This is a genomic window from Endozoicomonas sp. ALB115 (genome assembly GCF_049310245.1).
Taxonomy (GTDB): Bacteria; Pseudomonadota; Gammaproteobacteria; order Pseudomonadales; family Endozoicomonadaceae; genus Endozoicomonas.
The window spans coordinates 29,904-49,231 of record NZ_JBLYZG010000023.1 but is presented as its reverse complement, the minus strand read 5'-3'; the positions used below and the strand labels follow the sequence as shown (position 1 = coordinate 49,231).

Sequence of the window (19,328 nt, the reverse complement as noted above, 5' to 3'; positions counted from 1 at the left end):
TTATTTTTTAATCAATCTGTCCGGGTGGCCTGAATTGACAGGTGTTTGTGAACTATCCCGAATGTTGTCACAAGTTTATCCACAAAAGCTGCGGATAAACTATATGAGCCTGTCAGCGGGCAATAATCATCAGATAGCGCAGTTGCTCCCGGTGAAGCATCCAGCGAATAAACCAGACTTGCAGTCGCAGCCTGATCCACATCTTGGAACGTGTGAATGCTGAAAGGCTCTGGTAGTGTTGGCCAAACCAGAAACAGAAACCGGAAAGGACATCATCGGTAATATCCAGAATCTCAACCTGCTCAAACCCATGCTGGTTAAGCAGGTTTTCGTAGGTCTCTTTGACGGGCATATCTTCAACCAGGAGTCCTGATATACGACCAAGCTTGTTTACCAGGCGCTGTTCCCGGCGGTCCTGAAATGGCCGGGCCAGCACCATATCGGTAAACACCAGAGTGCCTCCCGGCCTTAGTGCTTTCCTGGCATGGCTGAAAAAATGAGAGCGGGACTCCAGATGGTAAACGCAGTCCAGGCCGATTAACTTGTCGCAGCTATTCTCTGGCCGTTCTGCCAGTGACTTGTCACCCCCCCGCACCAGTTTAAGCGTATTGAAATGCCCGCAATGTTCCAGTGCCTGGGCCATCTGTTGCTCATCACTGGCGATTGCCGTCAGGTGCTGAACCTGGTAATAATCCAGCCAGACCAGCAACTGATCATGGCTGGTGAAAGCGACATCAAGGACTTCATCCTGACTGGATAGACAGACTTTGTCGGCCAGTAACCCCGCCATTTCCGAGCAGGCCTGCCGGTATTGGGACGTGTCTCTCCAGTAACCCAGCAAGCGCCAGCCGGAGGAGGGCTGTAACGGGTTATTCAACAGCCACTGATCAACCTTCAACTCGCGCTCGCGGCTTGACGATGGCCACCAGATACGTATCAACAGTGCCAGACCCTGAGCCATCAGGCCTGACATAAACAGCCACGTCAGGAGCACTCCGAGAAGAAATGAAAGAATTGGCATAAGCTGACTTTTAATTTTATCCATGCTTTTTAATTGAGTACGGATAATAGAGAGATCATTGTGTTTTTGCCAGAGTTGTGCTTTTGCCAGAGTTGCAGTTTTGCCAGAAACCCAGGCTGTTTTTTGGGGATTCGGTGACAAACTTTATGGTGCTGAAAAACTCGGGTTTCCAGACAAAATCTGAAAACCCGGGACGTTGCCAGTTATCGTATTAACTTTAAACCTGCGTAATCTTAATCAGCAGTGCACTTTCCGGCTGCATCACTGGCATCATCAGACCTACCTGTTCAAGCAGGGCGGCGCTCATAATGGCAGGCTCTGTCATCCAGGGCGGACACTGTTTCATGTAAATATCGGAAGAACTTTTTTCCAATACCTGAACCTTATAGTCTTTTTCCGGGTCCAGGCCGGGAATTTGCACAGTGGCGGACATGGCATACTCAGGCATATCCAGCTGGGCGAACATCACCACGGCTTCCTGCTTATCGGTGCTAATACCAATTCCACCTTCTAAATATGATAACGAGCAAGTCATTTTGGACCGCTGGGCAAGGCGGAATGACGAGTAATAGCAGGGCTATTGCGAGGAATTCCAACGAAGATCCAGCGGTTCAAAATGGCTGCGCAGTTCATATTTAGAAGGTGGAGTTGGTATAACAACTCCCCAGCCCTGTGACGCTTTATGGGCGGTGTCGCAGCGGAAATGATCACCGGTATGCAACAGGTGTCTTAAGGACTTGTGCAGGGCAATGTATTTGGCAAAGGAGCGCTTCTCTTCCTCTGAAGCACTGGCCGGGTCCAGCTCTACCCCCATATGACCAAACAGCGCAGTAATACCCCGGAAGGGATGTGCCTGCCTTGATCACCAGGCTGGTGGTGTCTGTGAAAAGGTGAATTAACGGTTTGCTCATCACAATGTGCTCGTAAGAAATGGTTCTGACTATTCAACAAAAATACCCCCACATAAGGGGGGCACAAAAACAGGTTATTTGTGAACTACCGGTCTTCAGACACTAGCAGCTACAGCACTTTCATCCTTGCTGAGGCGGGCATCCAGACGATAAGTCTTTTTATAGATGATGGCGCTCAGGGCAATCAGTACTGCGGGAATCAGGATCATCAGTACTTTCAGTCCGACAATGGTTTCCGGTGTCTGAACAACGTTGGGCACATAGCCGATAAACGTCAGACCAAAACCAATCAGGAAACCTGCCATGGCACCGGCACATTTCACCAGCATGGTTTGCACTGAAAAGATAATGCTCTCGCTGCGCAAGCCGGTTTTGGCTTCGCCGTAGTCCACCAGATCAGCCAGCATAACCGTAGAGAGACCATTGAACAGACCGTTGCCAAATTTCAGAGCAGCACCGGCCAGACCTACCAGAATGGCGCTTTCCGGGGCAATCACGCTGGAAAAGTAGAGTACGGAGCTGCACAGAATCGGAAAGCCGCAGGCCAGGGGCCACATCAAACGACGATTGACTACTTTAGCAATCCAGGGGAACAGGAAGATACCTGAGAATTGCATCTGAATTAACCCTCCATTGAATGAATCGTTAACCCCCCTGTTTAGCAGCAGCAATAAAATGTAGTGAATCCCGGCAGATGGTTAATTCTGAACCATTAACCGTCTCAGGGTGTTTCAAAGCTTGCTGGTCATAACCCCGTATCACTGTGGATTCAGGGTTATGAACGTGTGATCACGACAGTTCGAACGACCACTGGTACATCGGTTGAGTCAACAGGTACTCAGGGCGAACGCTCGGCGTCCAGGAATCATCACCACCAATACCCATGTGGAAGCCATCCAGATAGACAAAAATGCCTTCTTCTTCCTGAAGCTCGTGGGTATGTGTTGCCCTTGCCAATTGTGCCTGGCCGTATGGGCTGACACTGAAATGGAACTGTCCTGTTACCCGGATATCGCCCAGCATCAGCGCCTGGGTATCGCACCGCAGACCATTGTCGCTTGGGAAAATGTAAGGCGTGTGCATGGCCTTGAGGGACTGCTCCCAGTGTCCGATATCCGCGCTTAACTTGCGGTCCGGATAGTTTTCGTGGGGCCCACGGCCAAACCAGTTCACTTGTGCCGGTTGTTCCTTCAGTCTCAGGCAGGCACCGATGCGGGGCATAGGCGGCATATCACCATCAACAGTGACCTCAATATCGATACGGGCACTGCCGTTGGCGGCAAAATGATAGGTCCATACGCTGCGCAGAATCTCTTTTTCCGGTTGTTCCGGGTGGAAATAGCCATGGTGAGCCAGAACAAGCCCTTTCTTGGCATCACATTCAACCAGCAGGCAGCGGTGTTGCAGGTTGTTTAATCCGGCCCGCTCCCAGCGTGGCATCCAGGCATTAGGGTCCGGACGGTCAACTTCGCTGACACCAATATCGTTGTCCAACGGTGCCCGGTAGAAATTGTCTGCCAACGGGGTAAGCAGTTGTTCTTTACCGTCTTTTACCCAGCTCACCAGCTGGCCAATGTTACGATCAATCGTCCAGCTGTTTTCTGCCGCATTGACGATAAAGCTGCTGTCGGCCTCATTGATGACCGCAGAGGTTGGCAAGCGAGGAGTAACCGCTTGATGGGTCAGCGATCCCGTCAACATAAACTGTTGGCGTGCGACTTCGTGGCCGGCTTCGGACCAGTCGGTTGCTTCAGGCTGGATAATAGAGAGATCCAGTCGTGGCAGTTTGCCGCTGATGGTCAGTGACTGCTCAGACAGTACCAGCAGTTCTGAGGAGTGGGGCGCAATATTCAGCGTGACTTCGCCAGCAACCAGAGCTTCTTCGCCCGCCATTAGCTGCCACACCAGTTGATGGTTGTCGGTGGCGCAGAAGCAGGCTTCGCTGGTGACTTTCACGGTGAGTGGTCGGGTTGCCACTAATTCGAAAGTAAACGGCTGCTGTGCTCTTTTGGCTTCAAACAGTGCCGGGTGCGGTGTTTTATCCGGGAATACCAGCCCATTGATGCAAAACTGGCGATCGTTGATCTTGTCACCAAAATCACCGCCGTATGCCCAGAAATGCTGACCATTGTCGTCGAACTTGTCCAGTCCCTGGTCCACCCAGTCCCAGATGAAACCACCTTGCAGGCGGGGGTGCTTTCTGAACGCATCCCAATACTCGGCAAAACCGCCCAGACTGTTGCCCATGGCATGGGCATATTCACACAGGATAATTGGCCGGGTTTCGTTGGGCATGCCGACCCACTTGGTCAATGCCCATTTGTTTTTGCCCAGGAACTGCTGTGGCTGATCCTCATCAGTACGACCATACATTGGGCAGATGATGTCTGTTGCGGGGGTATCGGAACAACCACCTTCATACTGTATCGGGCGAGACGGGTCGGTCCGTTTGGTCCATTGGTACATGGCATCATGGGCGGCACCGTAGCCTGATTCATTACCCAGTGACCAGATGATGATGGATGGGTGGTTAAAGTCCCGCGCCACCATGCGCATCATCCGCTCCAGGAACGCATTGGCCCACATCGGGTCGTCGGCCAGTTTGCGCATGGGGGTCATGCCGTGGGTTTCAATATTGGCTTCGTCAACCACATAGAGGCCCAGGCGGTCACACAGCTGATAGAATGCCGGTTGGTGCGGATAGTGTGAACAGCGCACAGCATTGAAATTATGCTGTTTCATCAGTATCAGGTGTTCACGAACATCGTCTACCGTTTCAAAATGACCGGTCGCCGGGTTGTGCTCGTGCTTGTTCACACCACGAATCATTAGTGGCTGACCATTTAATTGCAGCAGGCCATCTTTGATTTCTACCTTACGGAATCCAACGTCGTAGGCTTCGCTTTCAATATCGCTGTTTGTTTGCGGATCCGTCAGCGTGACCACAACGCGATAGAGGTTGGGTGCCTCTGCGCTCCACTTTTGCGGATGGTTGATATCCAGTTGCAGGCAGGTGCGATCGTTATACCCGCCTTTTTCGTCCATCGGTGCGGTCCCAACGGCGGATGTGGTGGTGGCAATGACGTCGTTAGCCAAATACAGCGTCGCCCGAATGGCCAGGTCATCGGCATTCCTGGTGTCGGCAACAATGGTGAGTTTGCCGTGTTCGTAGCGGTCATCAAGATCAGGTGTTACGCGAATATCCACCAGACGCTGGTGTGGCTTATTGAGCAAGCGGACTGAACGATAAATGCCGCTTAGCCACCACATATCCTGATCTTCCAGGTAGCTGCCATCGGACCAGCGGATAACCATCGCGCATAACCGGTTCTCTCCGGCTTGAAGGTATGGTGTCAAATCGAACTCGGCGGCCAGTCGGCTGTCCTGTGAATAGCCCACGGACTTGCCGTTACACCAGAGATAGAAGGCACTGTTTACGCCATCAAAGATCACCCGGGTCTGGCTATCTTCCTGCCACTGCTCAGGCAGGGTGAATGTGGTGGAGTAGCAGCCAGTCGGGTTCGTCACAGGCACCCGGGGCGGGTTGCAGGGGAACGGATACTTGACGTTGGTATAGATGGGCTTATCGAAGCCCTGTAGCTGCCAGTTACCGGGAACGGTAATGGTCTGTGTCGGGTCGGATCCCTCCCTTGAAAATGTTTCAGGGACTTGTTCCGGAGAGTCATACAGTGCAAAAGCCCACTGGCCATCCAGACTTAATACCGAATCACTTGCATGGTCTGCCAGAGATTGTGGCTCACTGCGCCAGCTGCTCATAGGGGTATGGCTTGCCAGTCGGCTGCGTGCGGTGATTTGTGGGCTTTCCCAGTCGCGCTGCATGAATTTACTCATAGGTTGGCTACATCATTTTCCTGTCTCTGGAGTCACAGATCATTTCACCTGGTGGTGAGATTATTGACGACAGTTATCCAGAATTTTCATACTTCAACAGGATGTATCTTATCTGTGAAGGCGGGAAAAAGTGTTGATCCAGCTCAAACTTATGTAACTGTTACATTTTCTGGTGTCAGTCTGTTTGTTGATACCGGTTTAGTGCTTGCACACTGCTGCGTTCAACAAAAGTCGGCATCATTATCTGGCCTGTTACCTTTGCCCTGTTCTTATCGCTCAGGCTGATGGCCAGTCGTGCCGCCTGTTCAGCCATAACGGCAATGGGGTAACGGACAGTGGACAGTTTCGGGTGCAGATAACGGGCAATGACCAGATCATCATAGCCAACGACAGAGATGTCCTGCGGACAGTGCAGGCCGTTTTCCTGCAGGCCAAACAGCGCGCCAGCGGCCATGATATCGTTGTAGGTGATAATGGCTGTCAGTGGTAAGTCTTTTGCCAGTAAGTCATAAACCCCCAGTCGCCCGCCATTTTCGGTGGGTGGGCAGGCGGCAATATAACGTTCATCAACAGGAATGTCCGCTTCTGCCATGGCTTTGTGGTGACCTTTAAGACGATCTTGCGCGTCATCGATAAATTGGTCTGAACATAAATAGCCAATCTGTTGATGACCTTTATTCAGAAGATGTCGGGTAGCAATGTAGCCTCCCTGAACATTGTCCAGAGCGATGCAGCGCTCAGCAATGGGCTCAATGTAACGATTAATCAGCACTAAACCGGGGATTTGGCTGGCAAAGTCTATCAGTGTTTCATCGGACAACCATTTGCTGTGTACAATGGCCGACTCGCAGTGACCGATCAGTCGCTCAATAGCCTGATGCTCGGTTGGTTCGCTGTAGTGGCCATTGTGGATCAACAGCTGTTTGTTGTGGTTTCTGGCAACCTGATCAATGCCTTTCAACATCTGGCCAAAGAAGGGTTCTGAAACATCAGACACCACCGCACCGATAGTGGTTGCCGACTGTCGTCCAATCACCGGACGATAACCCAGCTTTCGAATGGTTTGCCAGACCCGTTGCACCACTTCGTTACTGGTGTTGGGGGAGCGATTGACTACCCGTGAAACGGTTGCCGTAGAAACATTAGCTTCCCTGGCAACATCTTTTATTGAAACCATAAATAATTCATGTGTTTATGACCTTGGCTGGCGATATCGTAGCGGCAGAGGCCGGGGGGGGGAAGTGGAAATTAAGGTCACGTATATTCGGGTTCGGTTATGGGCGGGACAAGCGCAGTTTCCGGGCGTTATTGCCAGTCAGATCGAGAGTGTCTCGTTCCATGCGTAGGATAATTACCGTTTTATGCAGTCGGGTACTTATTGCCAGCATCGTATATCCGCCTGATAATCCACGCCGCTTATGGTGATCAAGCCATACTGCCATAATCAGAGACTGACGATGAGTGTGTAATGGTTGGTTTGCATCGCTCAGGGCTCTGCGTTATTGACGTTCAGTTTTTTGACAATGAGTGGGCAACTGGAATGAGCCAAGCTGGCGAATATATCGATTCCTATTATCAGGTCACCGGGCATTCACTGGAACTTCAGCCGGTGCTGAGTGGAGACATCACCGCGGATGTGTGCATCATCGGTGGAGGCATGACCGGATTTAATGCGGCCATTGAACTGCGCAAGCGGGGCTTTGATGTGGTGCTGCTGGAATCTGGTCGTATTTCCTGGGCCGCTTCCGGGCGCAATGGCGGACAGTGTCTGGCGGGCTACTGTCTGGGGCTGCGTGAGGTGGATGAAACCTTTGGTCCGCAGTGGGGAAAGCAGTTGTGGGATCTCTCCTGTGAGTCGCTGGATATCGTTCGTGATCGTATCCGTGAGTTCAATATCGACTGTGATTTCCAGCAGAACTATATCGAATTGGCCATCAAGCCAAGTCAGGTAAAAGAGCTGAAGTCCTGGCTGGAGCTGAAGCAGACCCGTTATAACTACCCCAGCGTTACCTGGTGGGATCGGGACAAAATCCGGAAAGTGACCTCAACCGAGAAGTACCTCGGTGGACTGTTCGATACCAACAGTGGCCACATGCACCCCCTCAACTACACCCTGGGCCTGGCCCGCGCAGCGATCGAGCTGGGCACTCGCGTATTCGAGCAGAGCAAGGCGATCAAACTGGTCAAAGGCAGTCCAAACCGGATACTGACGGAGCAGGGCAGTGTCAAGGCGAAGCAGGTTCTGCTGGCCTGTAACGCTTACATCGACGGTCTTAACCGGAAAGCGGAAAGCAAAGTATTGCCGGTGGCCTCGTATATTGCCGTTACCGAACCGTTGGGTAAACGACAGCCTATTAGCAACAAAATGGCCATGTCTGACTTAAACAACAGTCTTGACTATTTCCGTCCTACTGCCGATGGCCGAATTCTGTTTGGTGGCGTTAATCATCCGTTCAATGGCGAATACAGTGACTCCAAAGAGCGCCTGCGTCAGCGGATGCTGAAGGTCTTTCCACAGCTTGATGATGTGAAAATGGAGTATCACTGGGGTGGTTTGTTTGCGGTTACCCGGGAATATATGCCGCATATTGAGCATCTTGGAAATGATATTTACACGGCACATGGCTATACGGGGCATGGTGTAGCACTGACCAATATTGCCGGGCGTGTGGTTGCGGAAGCAATGGCGGGGATGTCTGAGCGATTTGATGTGTTTTCCCGCATTCGCCACAAGTGGATACCAACGCCAAAAGTCCTTCGTGTACCGGCATTGGCCATGGCCATCTGGAAAGCAGAGCTTGAAGATTCTCTGGGAGGCTGATGGATTTACGTCAGTCAGCGTTTTTTGGTTGGCTGATGTGAAATAATTTTGATGATGAAGTGAACAAAATGGATGTTCCTTTGTCTATTAGCGGGCGACACCATGTTTTCATGTTTTTGTTTTCATAAACAGGAGGTCTTCCGTGACTGCAATTATTAACTGGGGCTTTGGCTTCTTTCTAACGGACTATGCTGGCCTCTCCGGGTCCGTGTTCCGATCCATCATATCGATGCTGTGATATGTCAAGGGCAAGGAAGAGTACACTCTTTCTTGCCCTTGCCGCTTTTATTGACCGGATGTCAGTTTGGTAAACAGGCGGTTGACCTGACGGTTAATTCTGGAAGGCAGAACCTTAAAGACAAATAACCGTTTTTTTGCCTCAGCGGTTGGATAGATGCCAGGGTTCTCACGAATATCGTCGTCCACTAATGTTGTGGCGGATTTATTCGGGTTGGCATAAGCCACATAGTCAGTGATGTTGGCGATCACATCCGGACGCAGCAGGTAGTTCAGAAAGATATGGGCCTCTTCAGGGTTTCTGGCATCCTGTGGAATGGCTACGGTGTCAAACCACAGGCCAGCACCTTCATCAGGGATCATATACTTTACGGTTACACCATTGTCCGCTTCATCAGCACGGTCTGCTGCCTGCAGAATATCCCCGGACCAGCCCATGGCGACACAGATATCACCATTGGCCAGGTCGGAAATTGAGCGGGAAGAGTGAAAGTAAGTGACGTAGGGACGAACTTTCATCAGCAGTGCTTCGGCTTTGGCGTAATCCGCTCTGTTGGTCGAGTTCGGGTCAAGTCCCAGATAACTCAGTGCCGCTGGAATCACATCGGTTGGTGCATTCAGGAACGCAACACCACACTGACTGAGCTTGCTGATATACTTTTCATCAAAGATCAGGCTCCAGCTGTTGATGGGAGCATCTTTCCCCAACTGCGCTTTCACCCGCTCCGGGTTATAACCGATGCCCGTGGTGCCCCACAGATAGGGAAACGAGTACCGGTTATCCGGGTCGTAGGTTTCCATCAAGATCATCAACTCAGCGTCCAGGTGCTTCCAGTTGGGCAGCTTTTCTTTATCCAGCGGCTGGTATACCCCGGCTTTGATCTGGTGAAGCAGAAAGTCTGCTGATGGTGCGACGATGTCATAGCCGGTTTTTCCTGAAAGCAATTTGGCTTCCAGGACTTCATTGCTGTCAAAGACATCGTAATGAACCTTGATACCAGTCTCTTTTTCAAAGTTGGCTATGGTGTCTTCGGCGATATAATCCGACCAGTTGTAGATATTAAGCGTTCTCTGTCCTTCATTGGCCGTTGTGGCAAATGCAGGCGCTATGGTGAGAGAAGCAGCGATTACAAGAGTGGATACAGATTTCCCCAGATGTCTGATCATGGTGAATCCTTACAGCAAGCCATGGGTGAGCTTCCTGGTACTCCGGTCAGTTGGAGCCAGTTACTCTTCGATGGCATTTTTTCAATAATCAGTAGTGACTCAACGGAGTCGCTACACCCCCAGTCATCAGGTTGATGAAAATGAAGCTGCGGAAGATAGCAACAAGGTTATGGGAAATCCATCGTTGCTGTATGAAATAGCGGTAAAAACCTATGACTGAGTGAACCTGCACAGGCTCCCGGAACATATCGCTGATGTGCATAGATTGCAACGGCTGCTCTGGAGGTGTTAGATTCTGCCACCCCATGGCTTATTTCTTTTGCACAGATGTCTACCCCGCTATTTCTTCTTGCTTCTGATCACCCTGCCATTCAGGCTTTGCTTGAAGGCCTTGCCGCACAGCTGAATACCGGCTTTAGTCACCGTCTTCAAGACGTTGATGAAGGCGCTCTGGTGGCTTTTGATGCATCCGGAGCGCTGGCGGTTCAGCGTGCGGGATCGAAAGAGAAGCCGATTGTCGTTGATTTTGTCGGTGGCAAGGCAGGGCATCGACGCAAGTTTGGTGGTGGCAAAGGGCAGGATATCGCCAAGGCCGTGGGTCTGAATAAAGGCGTCAAACCATCGGTGCTCGATGCAACCGGTGGATTGGGTCGGGATGCGTTTGTGCTGGGCAGCCTGGGGTGCAATGTCACCCTGATTGAACGGTCACCGGTGGTGGCAGCCCTTTTGGCAGATGGTTTGCGCCGGGCACTCGGCGATAGTGATGTTGCGCCCATTGCACAACAGATGTCGCTTTTGCCCGGTAATGCCATTGAGCTGATGCAGGCATCGGACAATAAGTACGATGTTGTTTATCTGGATCCGATGTTTCCTCATCGGGAAAAGTCGGCCTTGGTCAAAAAAGAGATGCGGCTGTTTCAGGATCTGCTGGGGGATGATCCGGATGCGGATCAGTTGCTGCAACCGGCACTGGATCTTGCACGGTATCGCGTTGTTGTGAAAAGGCCAAGGCTGGCACCGGATCTTAATGGCCAGGCTCCCACCTACCGGCTGGAAGGGAAAGCCTGCCGCTATGATATCTATGCCCTGAAGGCATTTTCCGGGTAATCAGATCTAATGATAACCGTGGTCATGGTGTGACCACGGTTATCGTGCGTTTTACCCGCTGTTCAGGGTGTGGATTTTTCCCCCGGACCGTTACTGACTCCGTATCGACTGGTCTGGTTGATACTGTGTCGTATTTCAGTGGTTAACAGGGTGTGCGCCTGATCAGCCACTTTCTGAATATCATCGCCAAACACCAGTTTATTGGTTTGCGTGATCTCCAATACACCGTGATAGCGCATCTGGGCAATAAAGCCACGGAACAGTGATTTATCAAAAAACTCCGGCGCATTAAGACCATGAATGATCGACAGGCGCTGTGCCAGCACCCCACTCTGATGTTCCAGGGCTTCTGCTTCAATATTGCCACTGCCATTGCGCAGGAGCAGGCTGATCACCATATAGAAGCGTTCCAGTGTCTGGACAATGGAGCGTGAGAAAACATTCAACATGATGTATTCGGCGGTGGCAGGGTCCGGCTGGAAATAACACGCTTCGCCATCATCATCCTGACCATGGGTAATCAGTCCTTCTGCAACCAGACAATCCAGCCATTTTTGCACCACGGCCAGCGCTTCGTGTTGCGTCCATTGCAGGAACAGTTCTGCCTGCAGGTAAGGGTAGAGAACCGCACTGATGCGCAGAATCTCTTTTCTGGTGATGCTGGCACAGTTCACAAAGAAACAGCTGATCAGGGACGGGATGGCAAAAATATGCAGCACATTGTTGCGATAATAGGTCATGGCAATGGCTGTTTTCTCATCCATGCTGATGATATCGCCCAGCGCATCGGTCTTTCTCTGGATCAGCTGCAGGTTTTCCACATAGTGAATCATGCTGCGGGCATCCAGATCGGTCATTGCTGTCCGGTCACTGTAGGGAACCATGGACAGTAGACGTGTATAGCCATCCAGCTGGCGAATCAGCTCCTCTTCACCCAGTGCATGCCTGGGTGAGGAAAGCAGGGCAATGGCGACCAGGTTGACCGGATTGATGACCGCTGCCGCATTGATTCTGCCAGCCAGCGTATCGCCCAGGTTTGAGGTGGTTTTTTCCAGCCATGCCGGTTTGTCATTGGCACCTGAGCTTTCTTTCCAGTTGGGTACCTGTGAATTCAGGAAGGAGCCCAGGTCCAGTGGTTCCCCAAAAGTGATCCACGCCTTGCCAAACTCATTTCTCAGGGCCGCCAGTGTGCGAACTATATCCAGAGGTGACTCACTTTTCTTGGCTTTACCCCGGAGTTCGCCCAGGTAGCTGGCCATTTCCAACAGTTTTTCATAACCGATATAGACCGGAACAAACGCCAGCGGCTTGCGATGGTCACGCAGGAAACTGCGGACGGTAATGGAGAGCATGCCGGTTTTTGGTGTCAGGGTGCGGCCGGTTCTTGAGCGGCCGCCTTCAATGAAATACTCGGTAGCAAAGCCTTTACTGGTCAGTGTGTACATGTATTCATGGAAGACCATGCTGTAAAGCGGGTTGCCACGGAACGTTCTGCGCATGAAAAAGGCACCGCCCTTGCGCAGAATGGTGCCAACCAACGGCATATTCAGGTTAATGCCCGCAGCAATATGGGGCGGTGGCAGACCTTCATAGTACAGAACGTACGACAGTAGCAGGTAATCGATATGGCTTCGATGGCAGGGCACATAAACAATCGTATGGCTATGTGCCAGCGCCTTCAGGGGCTCGACATGATTGATTTTTACGCCGCTGTATAGCTTGTTCCAGAACCAGGTCAGGATAATATCCAGGAAGCGGATCACGGGCATGGAGAAGTCAGAAGCGATTTCATTGGCATACTTCCGGGCTTTTGCTTCGGCTTCTACCAGAGTGATTTCCTGAGCCGCAGCTTCAGCTGCAATGGCTTTCTGAATCCTGGGCGTATGAATCAGGCTGTTGACCAGCATACGACGGTGGGAGAGATCCGGCCCCAGAACCGATGCTTTTTTCTGGCGGAAATGCACCCGGAGAATCCGGTTGACCTTGCGCACACTGCGGGCATGGTTGTTACTGTCACCCATGATTTCCTGCAGTGATAAGGCAGGGCTGAAAGACACCATGGTCTGTCGGCCGTGCAGCAGGGTTGCCAGAAACTTCCGGAAACGTCCGCCAAGGCTGAAGTTCCAGTCAAACAGCAGTTTAAAGGCGGACTGTTCTTTTTCCGGTGAGCGTCCCCAGATAATGGTAACGGGAACGAGCTGGACATCCTGATGCTTTGCTTCAACCTGCCTGACCAGCGCTTCCAGCAGTTCCGGGGGCTCTGGCCGTTCTCTCTGGAGAATCAGGCCTTCGTGCTGGCTAAGAAAAAAATGCGCTTTGCTCTGTGGCTGGTCAGCGACAATGGGGTTGTAAGGGCGGGGCAGACCTGCTTTTATGCACTCACCTTCCAGCACCATCAGGTCCGTCAGGGAGCGCTGGTGCATAACATAGACCACCGGTTTTCCGGTCTGCAGGTGCAAAGCTTCAGGGTTGTTGTTTTCAACCGTGGTACGCACCCACGTGGAGAGGAGTTTTCTCAGGCTATGAAAAACATAGCGATTCAGGGTAATGGGCTTCAGCATGGAACTGGCTCTTGGCCTGCATCCGTCAGTAAAGGAGATAAGAAACGTCAGAAGACTGGTACCGGTAAACCGGTACAGGCCTCATGGCTTGAGATTCAATGGTAGCTCTCAAGTCGCTGATGAGTTAATCGGGCATTCTAGCCTGATTACGTGGTGTTGCGCAAAAGTTACGAGCTTCGATATCAGGAAGAAACCACGCTCCGTTTGACAGTATGGCTCCTAGGCTGCTTCGCGGTTATGAGGCGTTAGGCCATTTGATCAGCTTTTCCTGGCCGTGTTCATCCAGTTGCCACCATTCATCCATATCAGCACCTTCCTGCCAGGGGCCGGAGTTACAGCGAACCCGGCATTGACCGTAGGCCTGAAGGTTTCTTGCGCACTGGGTGTCATCCTGCCAGGGGGTGCCTGTGGTTTTAAACCAGATGCTGGTCCAGGCTTTGCCAACAGCGTTTTCAACAATCATCACCGGAATGGTGTTGTCCAGGCGGGTGACTTCCATATCATGCACCACTTTGCCGCTGTTCACTGTCACAACGGTATCAAAGGTATCGTTCAGCCAGTCGGTAATAGCCTCCAGGGAGAGATCGCTGGCATACACTTCAATATCGTCAACTTCGGTTGCGTCAGCTTTTGATGGATCAAGACTGCTCATTGGAAAAACGTCACTTTTCAGCTAGCAAATGCTTAAGTATACCCGTATAGATTTCCTGCAGGGTATCAAGATCTTCCGCGTTAACGCACTCATTCACTTTATGGATGGTGGCATTAACCGGGCCAAGCTCTACCACCTGGGCACCAGTAGGCGCGATGAAACGACCATCGGAGGTACCGCCGGAGGTTGATAGCTCCACCTCCATGCCGGTAACGTCCCGTATCGCTTGCTGAACGGCATTGACCAGGGCCCCAGGGTGGGTTAAAAACGGCTGACCGCTCAGGTACCAGTCAATATCGTACTCCAGCTGATGATGGTCCAGAATCGCGGTGACTCTTTCCTGAAGCTGCTCAGCCGTGACCTCTGAAGAAAACCGGAAGTTGAAATTCACCTGGCACTCGCCGGGAATGATATTGCTGGCACCGGTACCGGCCTGAATTTGCCAGATCTGGAGGCTGGTGGGCGGAAAGAATTCATTGCCTTCATCCCAGACTTCGCCGGTCAGATCGGCAATGGCCGGGGCTACTTGATGTACCGGGTTTCTGGCCAGGTGAGGATAGGCGACATGTCCTTGAATACCTTTGACCGTAAGGTGGCCATGGAGTGAGCCACGGCGGCCATTTTTCACCACATCTCCCACCTGGTTGGTGCTGGATGGCTCGCCAATCAGGCACCAGTCGATTTTCTCGTTTCGAGCCTCAAGGTGCTCAACCACTTTTACCGTACCGTTTTTGGCGGGGCCTTCTTCATCGCTGGTAATCAGAAAGGCAATGGACCCTTTATGGTCAGCGTGTTCTGCCAGAAAGTCTTCGCAGGCGGTGACCATGGCGGCAAGGCTGCCTTTCATGTCGGCGGCTCCACGGCCGTGCAGCATGCCGTCGATGATGTCTGGCTGAAACGGAGGGTTGTCCCACTTCCCTTTCGGGCCGGTGGGCACCACATCGGTATGTCCGGCAAAGGCGAGCACCGGGCTCTGGTCGCCTCTGCGCAGCCAGATATTATCGACCTCACCGAAGCGGAGTCGCTCAACCTTGAAGCCCAGTGGCTCAAGTCGGCTGATCATCAGTTCCTGGCAGCCCGCATCTTCAGGAGTGACGGAAGCGCGGCTGATCAGGTCCATGGCCAGTTGCAGGGTTTTGGAGGTCATAGTCAGGGAATCGGTCATTTATTGTTCTGGAAAGAAATCGGATAGTTGGCAGCAATTGCAATGCAGTCTAGCATTTTTCACCGGACTGCAACCATGTGAGAATTTCCCGGACGTAAGGCTGCTCTGTGTCGGACTGAAACGCCGAAAAGGTGTTTTCCAGGCGTTTGCGGGTGAAATCGGAAAAGTTCAACGTGCCTTCTTCGGTAAAATAGAGCAGGTTGTCTTCGATGGCCGATGCCAGCGATTGGCCGCAAAGATCAACCACTGCCTTCCTGAAGCTGGCATGGCCATCAAACCGGTCTTGCTGCTGGTAAAGGTCAGCCAGAGTGGCCAGCGGTATCATGGATAGCCAGGGCTGGATCATCGGGTTGACGGCATGGCCACGGCACCAGTCGCTGATTTGCCATGGGCGGCCGGTGAAGGTATAGAGTCTGAGCCGGTGCTTCAGCCATTCGGTGTCATTGACCGGGTAGTTGTCCCAGAGGAAGGGTTTGCGTTGGAAGTGGTCCGTCATTTCCTGCAAGCCTGACTGGTCATAGCCAAGGGAGATAACGTGGTCGCCTGTCCAGAAAATATCAAACTGCGGGTCCAGGTATTGGCCCAGGTCAGACCAGTAGCCTTTGGGCATGGTGCCATAGACTCTCTGCAATAACGGGTCTTTTGAGTAGTAGGTGCCTGCGACAATAAATTGGGTCGCGGTGCTTTCTGCGGCGATAAATTCGGCAATGTCAGCCTGGGTTTTTGCCAGGTCATCAATGTCGTTACTGAAATCATCAAAGAGAATACAGAGAATCTGTGGATTCAGTTGATTGATGCTGGCGATTTTCTGTTGCAGCTGTTGGCGACTTTTTTGGTTCAGTTCCAGTACATTAAACGGCGTTAGTCCGATACCAAAACGCACATTGTTCTGTTTAAGCGACAAACCCAGTGTGTTCAGGTGGTGGAAATCCTGTTCTGGCCAGGGCTGATCCCATTGTTCGCGCAGATAAGGATCATTCTTTGGTGCGTAGATATAGAAATTGAAACCTTTCTTTGCACAAAAGCTGGCATAGGCATTCCTGGACTCCCAGGACCACTGGTTTTCCTGATCATACAGCCCTTCTATTACGCCATAGTGGAATGCCATGAGCGGATATTTCCCTGTTTAAAGTGAGTCAGACTAAGACGTTTTCTGCTTGAATTCACAAAGGTCTTCAATAATGCAGCTACCACATTGTGGCTTTCTTGCTTTACACACATAACGGCCATGGAGGATCAGCCAGTGGTGGGCATCCATCAGAAACTCTTTGGGAACCAGCCTGACCAGCCGTTTTTCCACTTCCAGAACATCCTTGCCGGGGGCAATGCCTGTTCGGTTGGATACCCGGAAAATATGGGTGTCCACCGCCATGGTGGGCTGATGAAAGGCGGTATTTAAAACGACGTTAGCCGTTTTTCTTCCAACGCCGGGAAGTGCTTCAAGATCTTTCCGGTTATCGGGTACCACGCTATTGTGTTTATCCATCAGCATCTGACAGGTTTTGATAACGTTTTCTGCCTTGGCATTGAATAACCCGATGGTTTTGATGTACTCCTTCAGGCCATCAACACCCAGGGCAAGTATTGCCTCAGGGGTATTGGCAACCGGGTAAAGTTTATCGGTGGCTTTGTTGACCCCTACATCGGTGGCCTGGGCAGACAGTATCACCGCGACAAGCAGTTCAAAAGGTGTACTGTAGTTTAGCTCGGTCGTTGGGTTGGGGTTAGCGTCCCGAAACCGGGTAAAAATCTGTGTGCGCTTTTCCTTGTTCATCCTTTGACCAGTAAAAAGTATAAAAATCAGTTTGTGCTTATTTTAATGCAAAACAGGGCTGGAATGCCCTGTTTCTGATCATGAAAGGGTTAGATCCGGAATGTCATAACCAGACCGAAATAGTTCCGGTTTTCATCCTGATTCTCTACCTGATAAAAGGTTGGAGCAAATGTCAGACGGATATCAAAGTCTTCCATAACGGGCTGTTCACGGTCACCATTGATCCACTGGTCAATACTGTCGACCGGATCCAGGAAAAACAGTGCCGTGGAGCCCAGGCCGGCAGAGCCCCATACCAGGCCATCATTGTCGACAATCGAGCGCTTCTTCTGGTAAGCCCATTCGCCGTATAGCCAGCCACCAATGGGCGTTACGATAATATCCTGAATGGAAGGCACTTCAGCGATGGCTTCGATACCGTACTCCCAGTAGAAGGTGGACATCAGGAAGGAGTAGACAAAGGAGTTCCACTGGTTGTAACCAGACTCCCGTGCAACGATGTAGTAAACACCACCGAAGTAAGGGTGTGTTACGTAGTTAAGGAAAAAGTCATCTTCATCCATCACCGGGCCTGAACTGACATTATCCCACCACTTTTTGTGGAACTGTTTCATGTCAGACTTATCCCAGTTGGTAAAGGACTCCGGCATAACGGCCAGGGCTCCAATCACACCAACGCCCAGACCGAACATGAGTTTTGTCTGGGACCAGAGACGTGCCTGATTCTCCTGAGGATTGTCATCGAACAGGGTTATTGCCCATGGGGAGCGCTCTTCAGATAGGGTGAACTCAGCGTCTGGCTCCGCCACTGATGGGACAGCAGGAGCTGTGGCGTTGGCCTGGACAAAGCCGGAAAGCATGATCAGGCCAGATAAAAAAACTGGCAATATCTGGTTAAGCATCGTCTTTTATTCATGAGATGGCTGGGGGGTGGCGCAGAAACCACCCAAAAACGGGTTATCCATTCAGGTCATTACCCCTGTTCTGGACAAAAGAGGGGGATTCTATAGCGAATTCTGTCAATAATCGATTGAGGTTTATCATTATTTCCAGTTTTATCGGGCTGATAAATCAGGCTCTTATTTTGTCATGCCGGATTTCTGACTTTGTTCAGAGCAGTGGTTCAGGCAACCTGAACACGAATAAGGTTGCACATGCTACATTGAAATAAAAAAGCAGTATAGGGATGTATCGTGTTTAATAAGCAGTTATACCTGTCAGTGGTTACAGGTTTATTAATGATCGGTGGACTATTTCCTTCAACCAGGTTGCTGGCAGTATCCTCACCGGAATATGAGCCTGTTCCATTTACTCAATATTGGAATGTTATTGCCAACCAGCTTGCCGAAAGCCTCATCGCCAGAGGACGTCTTGGATCAGATTCCGTTTATGTTGATAAAAAACATGCCGCTTCAGGTGTTGCCCGATATCTGGAAAAACAGCTGTCAGTTTCATTGAAAAAATCCGGTGCAAACGTGAGGGCGCCAACCAATGCCTTCAACATGATTGAGCTTGATGTTGATGTTCGAACCCGGTCGAATGGCAGGGGGACCGTGTACTCTGAGGGAGGGGATATCGACCAGTTGTGGGAGATAAAGGAATTTGGTTCTGTCTATTCAGATCAGCTTGCTCATTTAAAAATGGAACCCCTGACAATGATTCGACCAAGAACCATAAACCCGATTTCAGATACCGATACAGAAGTTGTTATCACCGCCCGGGTTATGGATAGAGGCTCGATTCTGGTATCGCAAACCTATGCGTTCTATTTTTCTGCTGAACGGGCAAGTCGTGAATATCATCCTCTGTATAACGGATTAACCAGGGCAGAAGCCTTTTATGCTGATAGTGATGGCCTGTTAACAGAGCATCAGAATAGGCAGGGTGCCTTTATAAATCATCAGAAAAAACTGGATAATCAAATTCAGAAATTGATTGACAGCTATCATCTTGATGTGGATTTTTAGGAGCCTGTCGGACTTAAGACTGTCCTACTGTGGTTGCGATAAATTGGTCTAAAAATTCCTGCTTTTTCGTCAAATAGCCCCGCTATTCTCCTC

General features: G+C 51.1%; 16 protein-coding genes. 3 read left to right on the top strand and 13 right to left on the bottom strand.

Translation table 11 applies throughout. From position 1 onward, the window contains the following. Positions 1-112: 112 nt before the first annotated feature. The 6 genes from ACO6VE_RS12240 to ACO6VE_RS12215 all read right to left on the bottom strand — a co-directional run bounded on the left by ACO6VE_RS12240 (position 113) and on the right by ACO6VE_RS12215 (position 6,961). Positions 113-1,162, bottom strand: coding sequence for a methyltransferase domain-containing protein (locus tag ACO6VE_RS12240; RefSeq protein WP_422461517.1), 1,050 nt, complete (start codon positions 1,160-1,162; stop codon positions 113-115). A gap of 76 nt (positions 1,163-1,238) precedes the next feature. Continuing rightward, a complete protein-coding gene (locus ACO6VE_RS12235; protein WP_422446962.1) occupies positions 1,239-1,556 on the bottom strand; it encodes a GH36 C-terminal domain-containing protein in 318 nt (105 codons plus the stop codon). A gap of 42 nt (positions 1,557-1,598) precedes the next feature. After that, positions 1,599-1,856 (bottom strand): hypothetical protein, encoded by a 258-nt coding sequence (locus ACO6VE_RS12230; RefSeq protein WP_422447927.1) that lies wholly within the window; start codon positions 1,854-1,856, stop codon positions 1,599-1,601. A 171-nt stretch (positions 1,857-2,027) separates the two neighbouring features. Beyond that, positions 2,028-2,549, bottom strand: coding sequence for an MFS transporter (locus ACO6VE_RS12225; protein ID WP_422446960.1), 522 nt, complete (start codon positions 2,547-2,549; stop codon positions 2,028-2,030). A 172-nt stretch (positions 2,550-2,721) separates the two neighbouring features. Next, positions 2,722-5,784 (bottom strand): beta-galactosidase, encoded by a 3,063-nt coding sequence (locus ACO6VE_RS12220; RefSeq protein WP_422461515.1) that lies wholly within the window; start codon positions 5,782-5,784, stop codon positions 2,722-2,724. 175 nt (positions 5,785-5,959) lie between these two features. Beyond that, entirely contained in the window at positions 5,960-6,961 is a 1,002-nt protein-coding gene (locus ACO6VE_RS12215) for a substrate-binding domain-containing protein (RefSeq protein ID WP_422446956.1), read from the bottom strand. A gap of 291 nt (positions 6,962-7,252) precedes the next feature. Here ACO6VE_RS12215 and ACO6VE_RS12210 point away from each other — a divergent pair, with 291 nt between their 5' ends. Next, positions 7,253-8,605 carry an NAD(P)/FAD-dependent oxidoreductase gene (locus ACO6VE_RS12210; RefSeq protein WP_422461513.1) on the top strand — a complete coding sequence of 451 codons (1,353 nt, stop codon included), beginning with the start codon at positions 7,253-7,255 and terminating at the stop codon, positions 8,603-8,605. A gap of 285 nt (positions 8,606-8,890) precedes the next feature. Here the strand turns inward: ACO6VE_RS12210 and ACO6VE_RS12205 are convergent, their stop codons facing one another. Then, positions 8,891-10,009: a polyamine ABC transporter substrate-binding protein gene (locus ACO6VE_RS12205; protein ID WP_422461511.1), complete on the bottom strand. Its 1,119-nt coding sequence runs from the start codon at positions 10,007-10,009 to the stop codon at positions 8,891-8,893. A 327-nt stretch (positions 10,010-10,336) separates the two neighbouring features. On the opposite strand from ACO6VE_RS12205, the gene ACO6VE_RS12200 reads away from it, so the two are divergent. Continuing rightward, a complete protein-coding gene (locus ACO6VE_RS12200) occupies positions 10,337-11,116 on the top strand; it encodes a class I SAM-dependent methyltransferase (RefSeq protein WP_422461536.1) in 780 nt (259 codons plus the stop codon). A 62-nt stretch (positions 11,117-11,178) separates the two neighbouring features. Here ACO6VE_RS12200 and plsB read toward each other — a convergent pair whose 3' ends face one another. The 6 genes from plsB to ACO6VE_RS12170 all read right to left on the bottom strand — a co-directional run bounded on the left by plsB (position 11,179) and on the right by ACO6VE_RS12170 (position 18,170). Continuing rightward, positions 11,179-13,677, bottom strand: coding sequence for a glycerol-3-phosphate 1-O-acyltransferase PlsB (plsB, locus tag ACO6VE_RS12195; protein ID WP_422446946.1), 2,499 nt, complete (start codon positions 13,675-13,677; stop codon positions 11,179-11,181). A gap of 235 nt (positions 13,678-13,912) precedes the next feature. Continuing rightward, positions 13,913-14,329 carry a hypothetical protein gene (locus tag ACO6VE_RS12190; protein WP_422461509.1) on the bottom strand — a complete coding sequence of 139 codons (417 nt, stop codon included), beginning with the start codon at positions 14,327-14,329 and terminating at the stop codon, positions 13,913-13,915. A 10-nt stretch (positions 14,330-14,339) separates the two neighbouring features. After that, positions 14,340-15,494: a succinyl-diaminopimelate desuccinylase gene (gene dapE / locus ACO6VE_RS12185; RefSeq protein ID WP_422446942.1), complete on the bottom strand. Its 1,155-nt coding sequence runs from the start codon at positions 15,492-15,494 to the stop codon at positions 14,340-14,342. A gap of 49 nt (positions 15,495-15,543) precedes the next feature. Beyond that, positions 15,544-16,602 carry a beta-N-acetylglucosaminidase domain-containing protein gene (locus tag ACO6VE_RS12180; protein WP_422461507.1) on the bottom strand — a complete coding sequence of 353 codons (1,059 nt, stop codon included), beginning with the start codon at positions 16,600-16,602 and terminating at the stop codon, positions 15,544-15,546. Positions 16,603-16,635: 33 nt separating this feature from the next. Beyond that, positions 16,636-17,268, bottom strand: coding sequence for an endonuclease III (gene nth, locus ACO6VE_RS12175; RefSeq protein ID WP_422446938.1), 633 nt, complete (start codon positions 17,266-17,268; stop codon positions 16,636-16,638). Positions 17,269-17,357: 89 nt separating this feature from the next. After that, entirely contained in the window at positions 17,358-18,170 is an 813-nt protein-coding gene (locus ACO6VE_RS12170; RefSeq protein WP_422446936.1) for a DUF3943 domain-containing protein, read from the bottom strand. 336 nt (positions 18,171-18,506) lie between these two features. On the opposite strand from ACO6VE_RS12170, the gene ACO6VE_RS12165 reads away from it, so the two are divergent. Beyond that, the gene (locus ACO6VE_RS12165; RefSeq protein ID WP_422461505.1) at positions 18,507-19,235 is read left to right on the top strand and encodes a hypothetical protein; all 729 of its coding nucleotides are present in this window, start codon (positions 18,507-18,509) and stop codon (positions 19,233-19,235) included. Positions 19,236-19,328 lie beyond the last annotated feature (93 nt).

Excerpts from the sequence above, each read along its gene's own strand:
- ACO6VE_RS12210 (WP_422461513.1), top strand. The coding sequence starts at position 7,253 with ATGGTTGGTTTGCATCGCTCAGGGCTCTGCGTTATTGACGTTCAGTTT.
- ACO6VE_RS12180 (WP_422461507.1), bottom strand. The coding sequence starts at position 16,602 with ATGGCATTCCACTATGGCGTAATAGAAGGGCTGTATGATCAGGAAAAC.
- ACO6VE_RS12215 (WP_422446956.1), bottom strand. The coding sequence starts at position 6,961 with ATGGTTTCAATAAAAGATGTTGCCAGGGAAGCTAATGTTTCTACGGCA.
- dapE (WP_422446942.1), bottom strand. The coding sequence starts at position 15,494 with ATGACCGATTCCCTGACTATGACCTCCAAAACCCTGCAACTGGCCATG.
- ACO6VE_RS12225 (WP_422446960.1), bottom strand. The coding sequence starts at position 2,549 with ATGCAATTCTCAGGTATCTTCCTGTTCCCCTGGATTGCTAAAGTAGTC.
- ACO6VE_RS12170 (WP_422446936.1), bottom strand. The coding sequence starts at position 18,170 with ATGCTTAACCAGATATTGCCAGTTTTTTTATCTGGCCTGATCATGCTT.
- ACO6VE_RS12220 (WP_422461515.1), bottom strand. The coding sequence starts at position 5,784 with ATGAGTAAATTCATGCAGCGCGACTGGGAAAGCCCACAAATCACCGCA.
- nth (WP_422446938.1), bottom strand. The coding sequence starts at position 17,268 with ATGAACAAGGAAAAGCGCACACAGATTTTTACCCGGTTTCGGGACGCT.
- ACO6VE_RS12165 (WP_422461505.1), top strand. The coding sequence starts at position 18,507 with ATGATCGGTGGACTATTTCCTTCAACCAGGTTGCTGGCAGTATCCTCA.
- ACO6VE_RS12190 (WP_422461509.1), bottom strand. The coding sequence starts at position 14,329 with ATGAGCAGTCTTGATCCATCAAAAGCTGACGCAACCGAAGTTGACGAT.
- ACO6VE_RS12200 (WP_422461536.1), top strand. The coding sequence starts at position 10,337 with ATGTCTACCCCGCTATTTCTTCTTGCTTCTGATCACCCTGCCATTCAG.
- ACO6VE_RS12205 (WP_422461511.1), bottom strand. The coding sequence starts at position 10,009 with ATGATCAGACATCTGGGGAAATCTGTATCCACTCTTGTAATCGCTGCT.
- plsB (WP_422446946.1), bottom strand. The coding sequence starts at position 13,677 with ATGCTGAAGCCCATTACCCTGAATCGCTATGTTTTTCATAGCCTGAGA.
- ACO6VE_RS12235 (WP_422446962.1), bottom strand. The coding sequence starts at position 1,556 with ATGACTTGCTCGTTATCATATTTAGAAGGTGGAATTGGTATTAGCACC.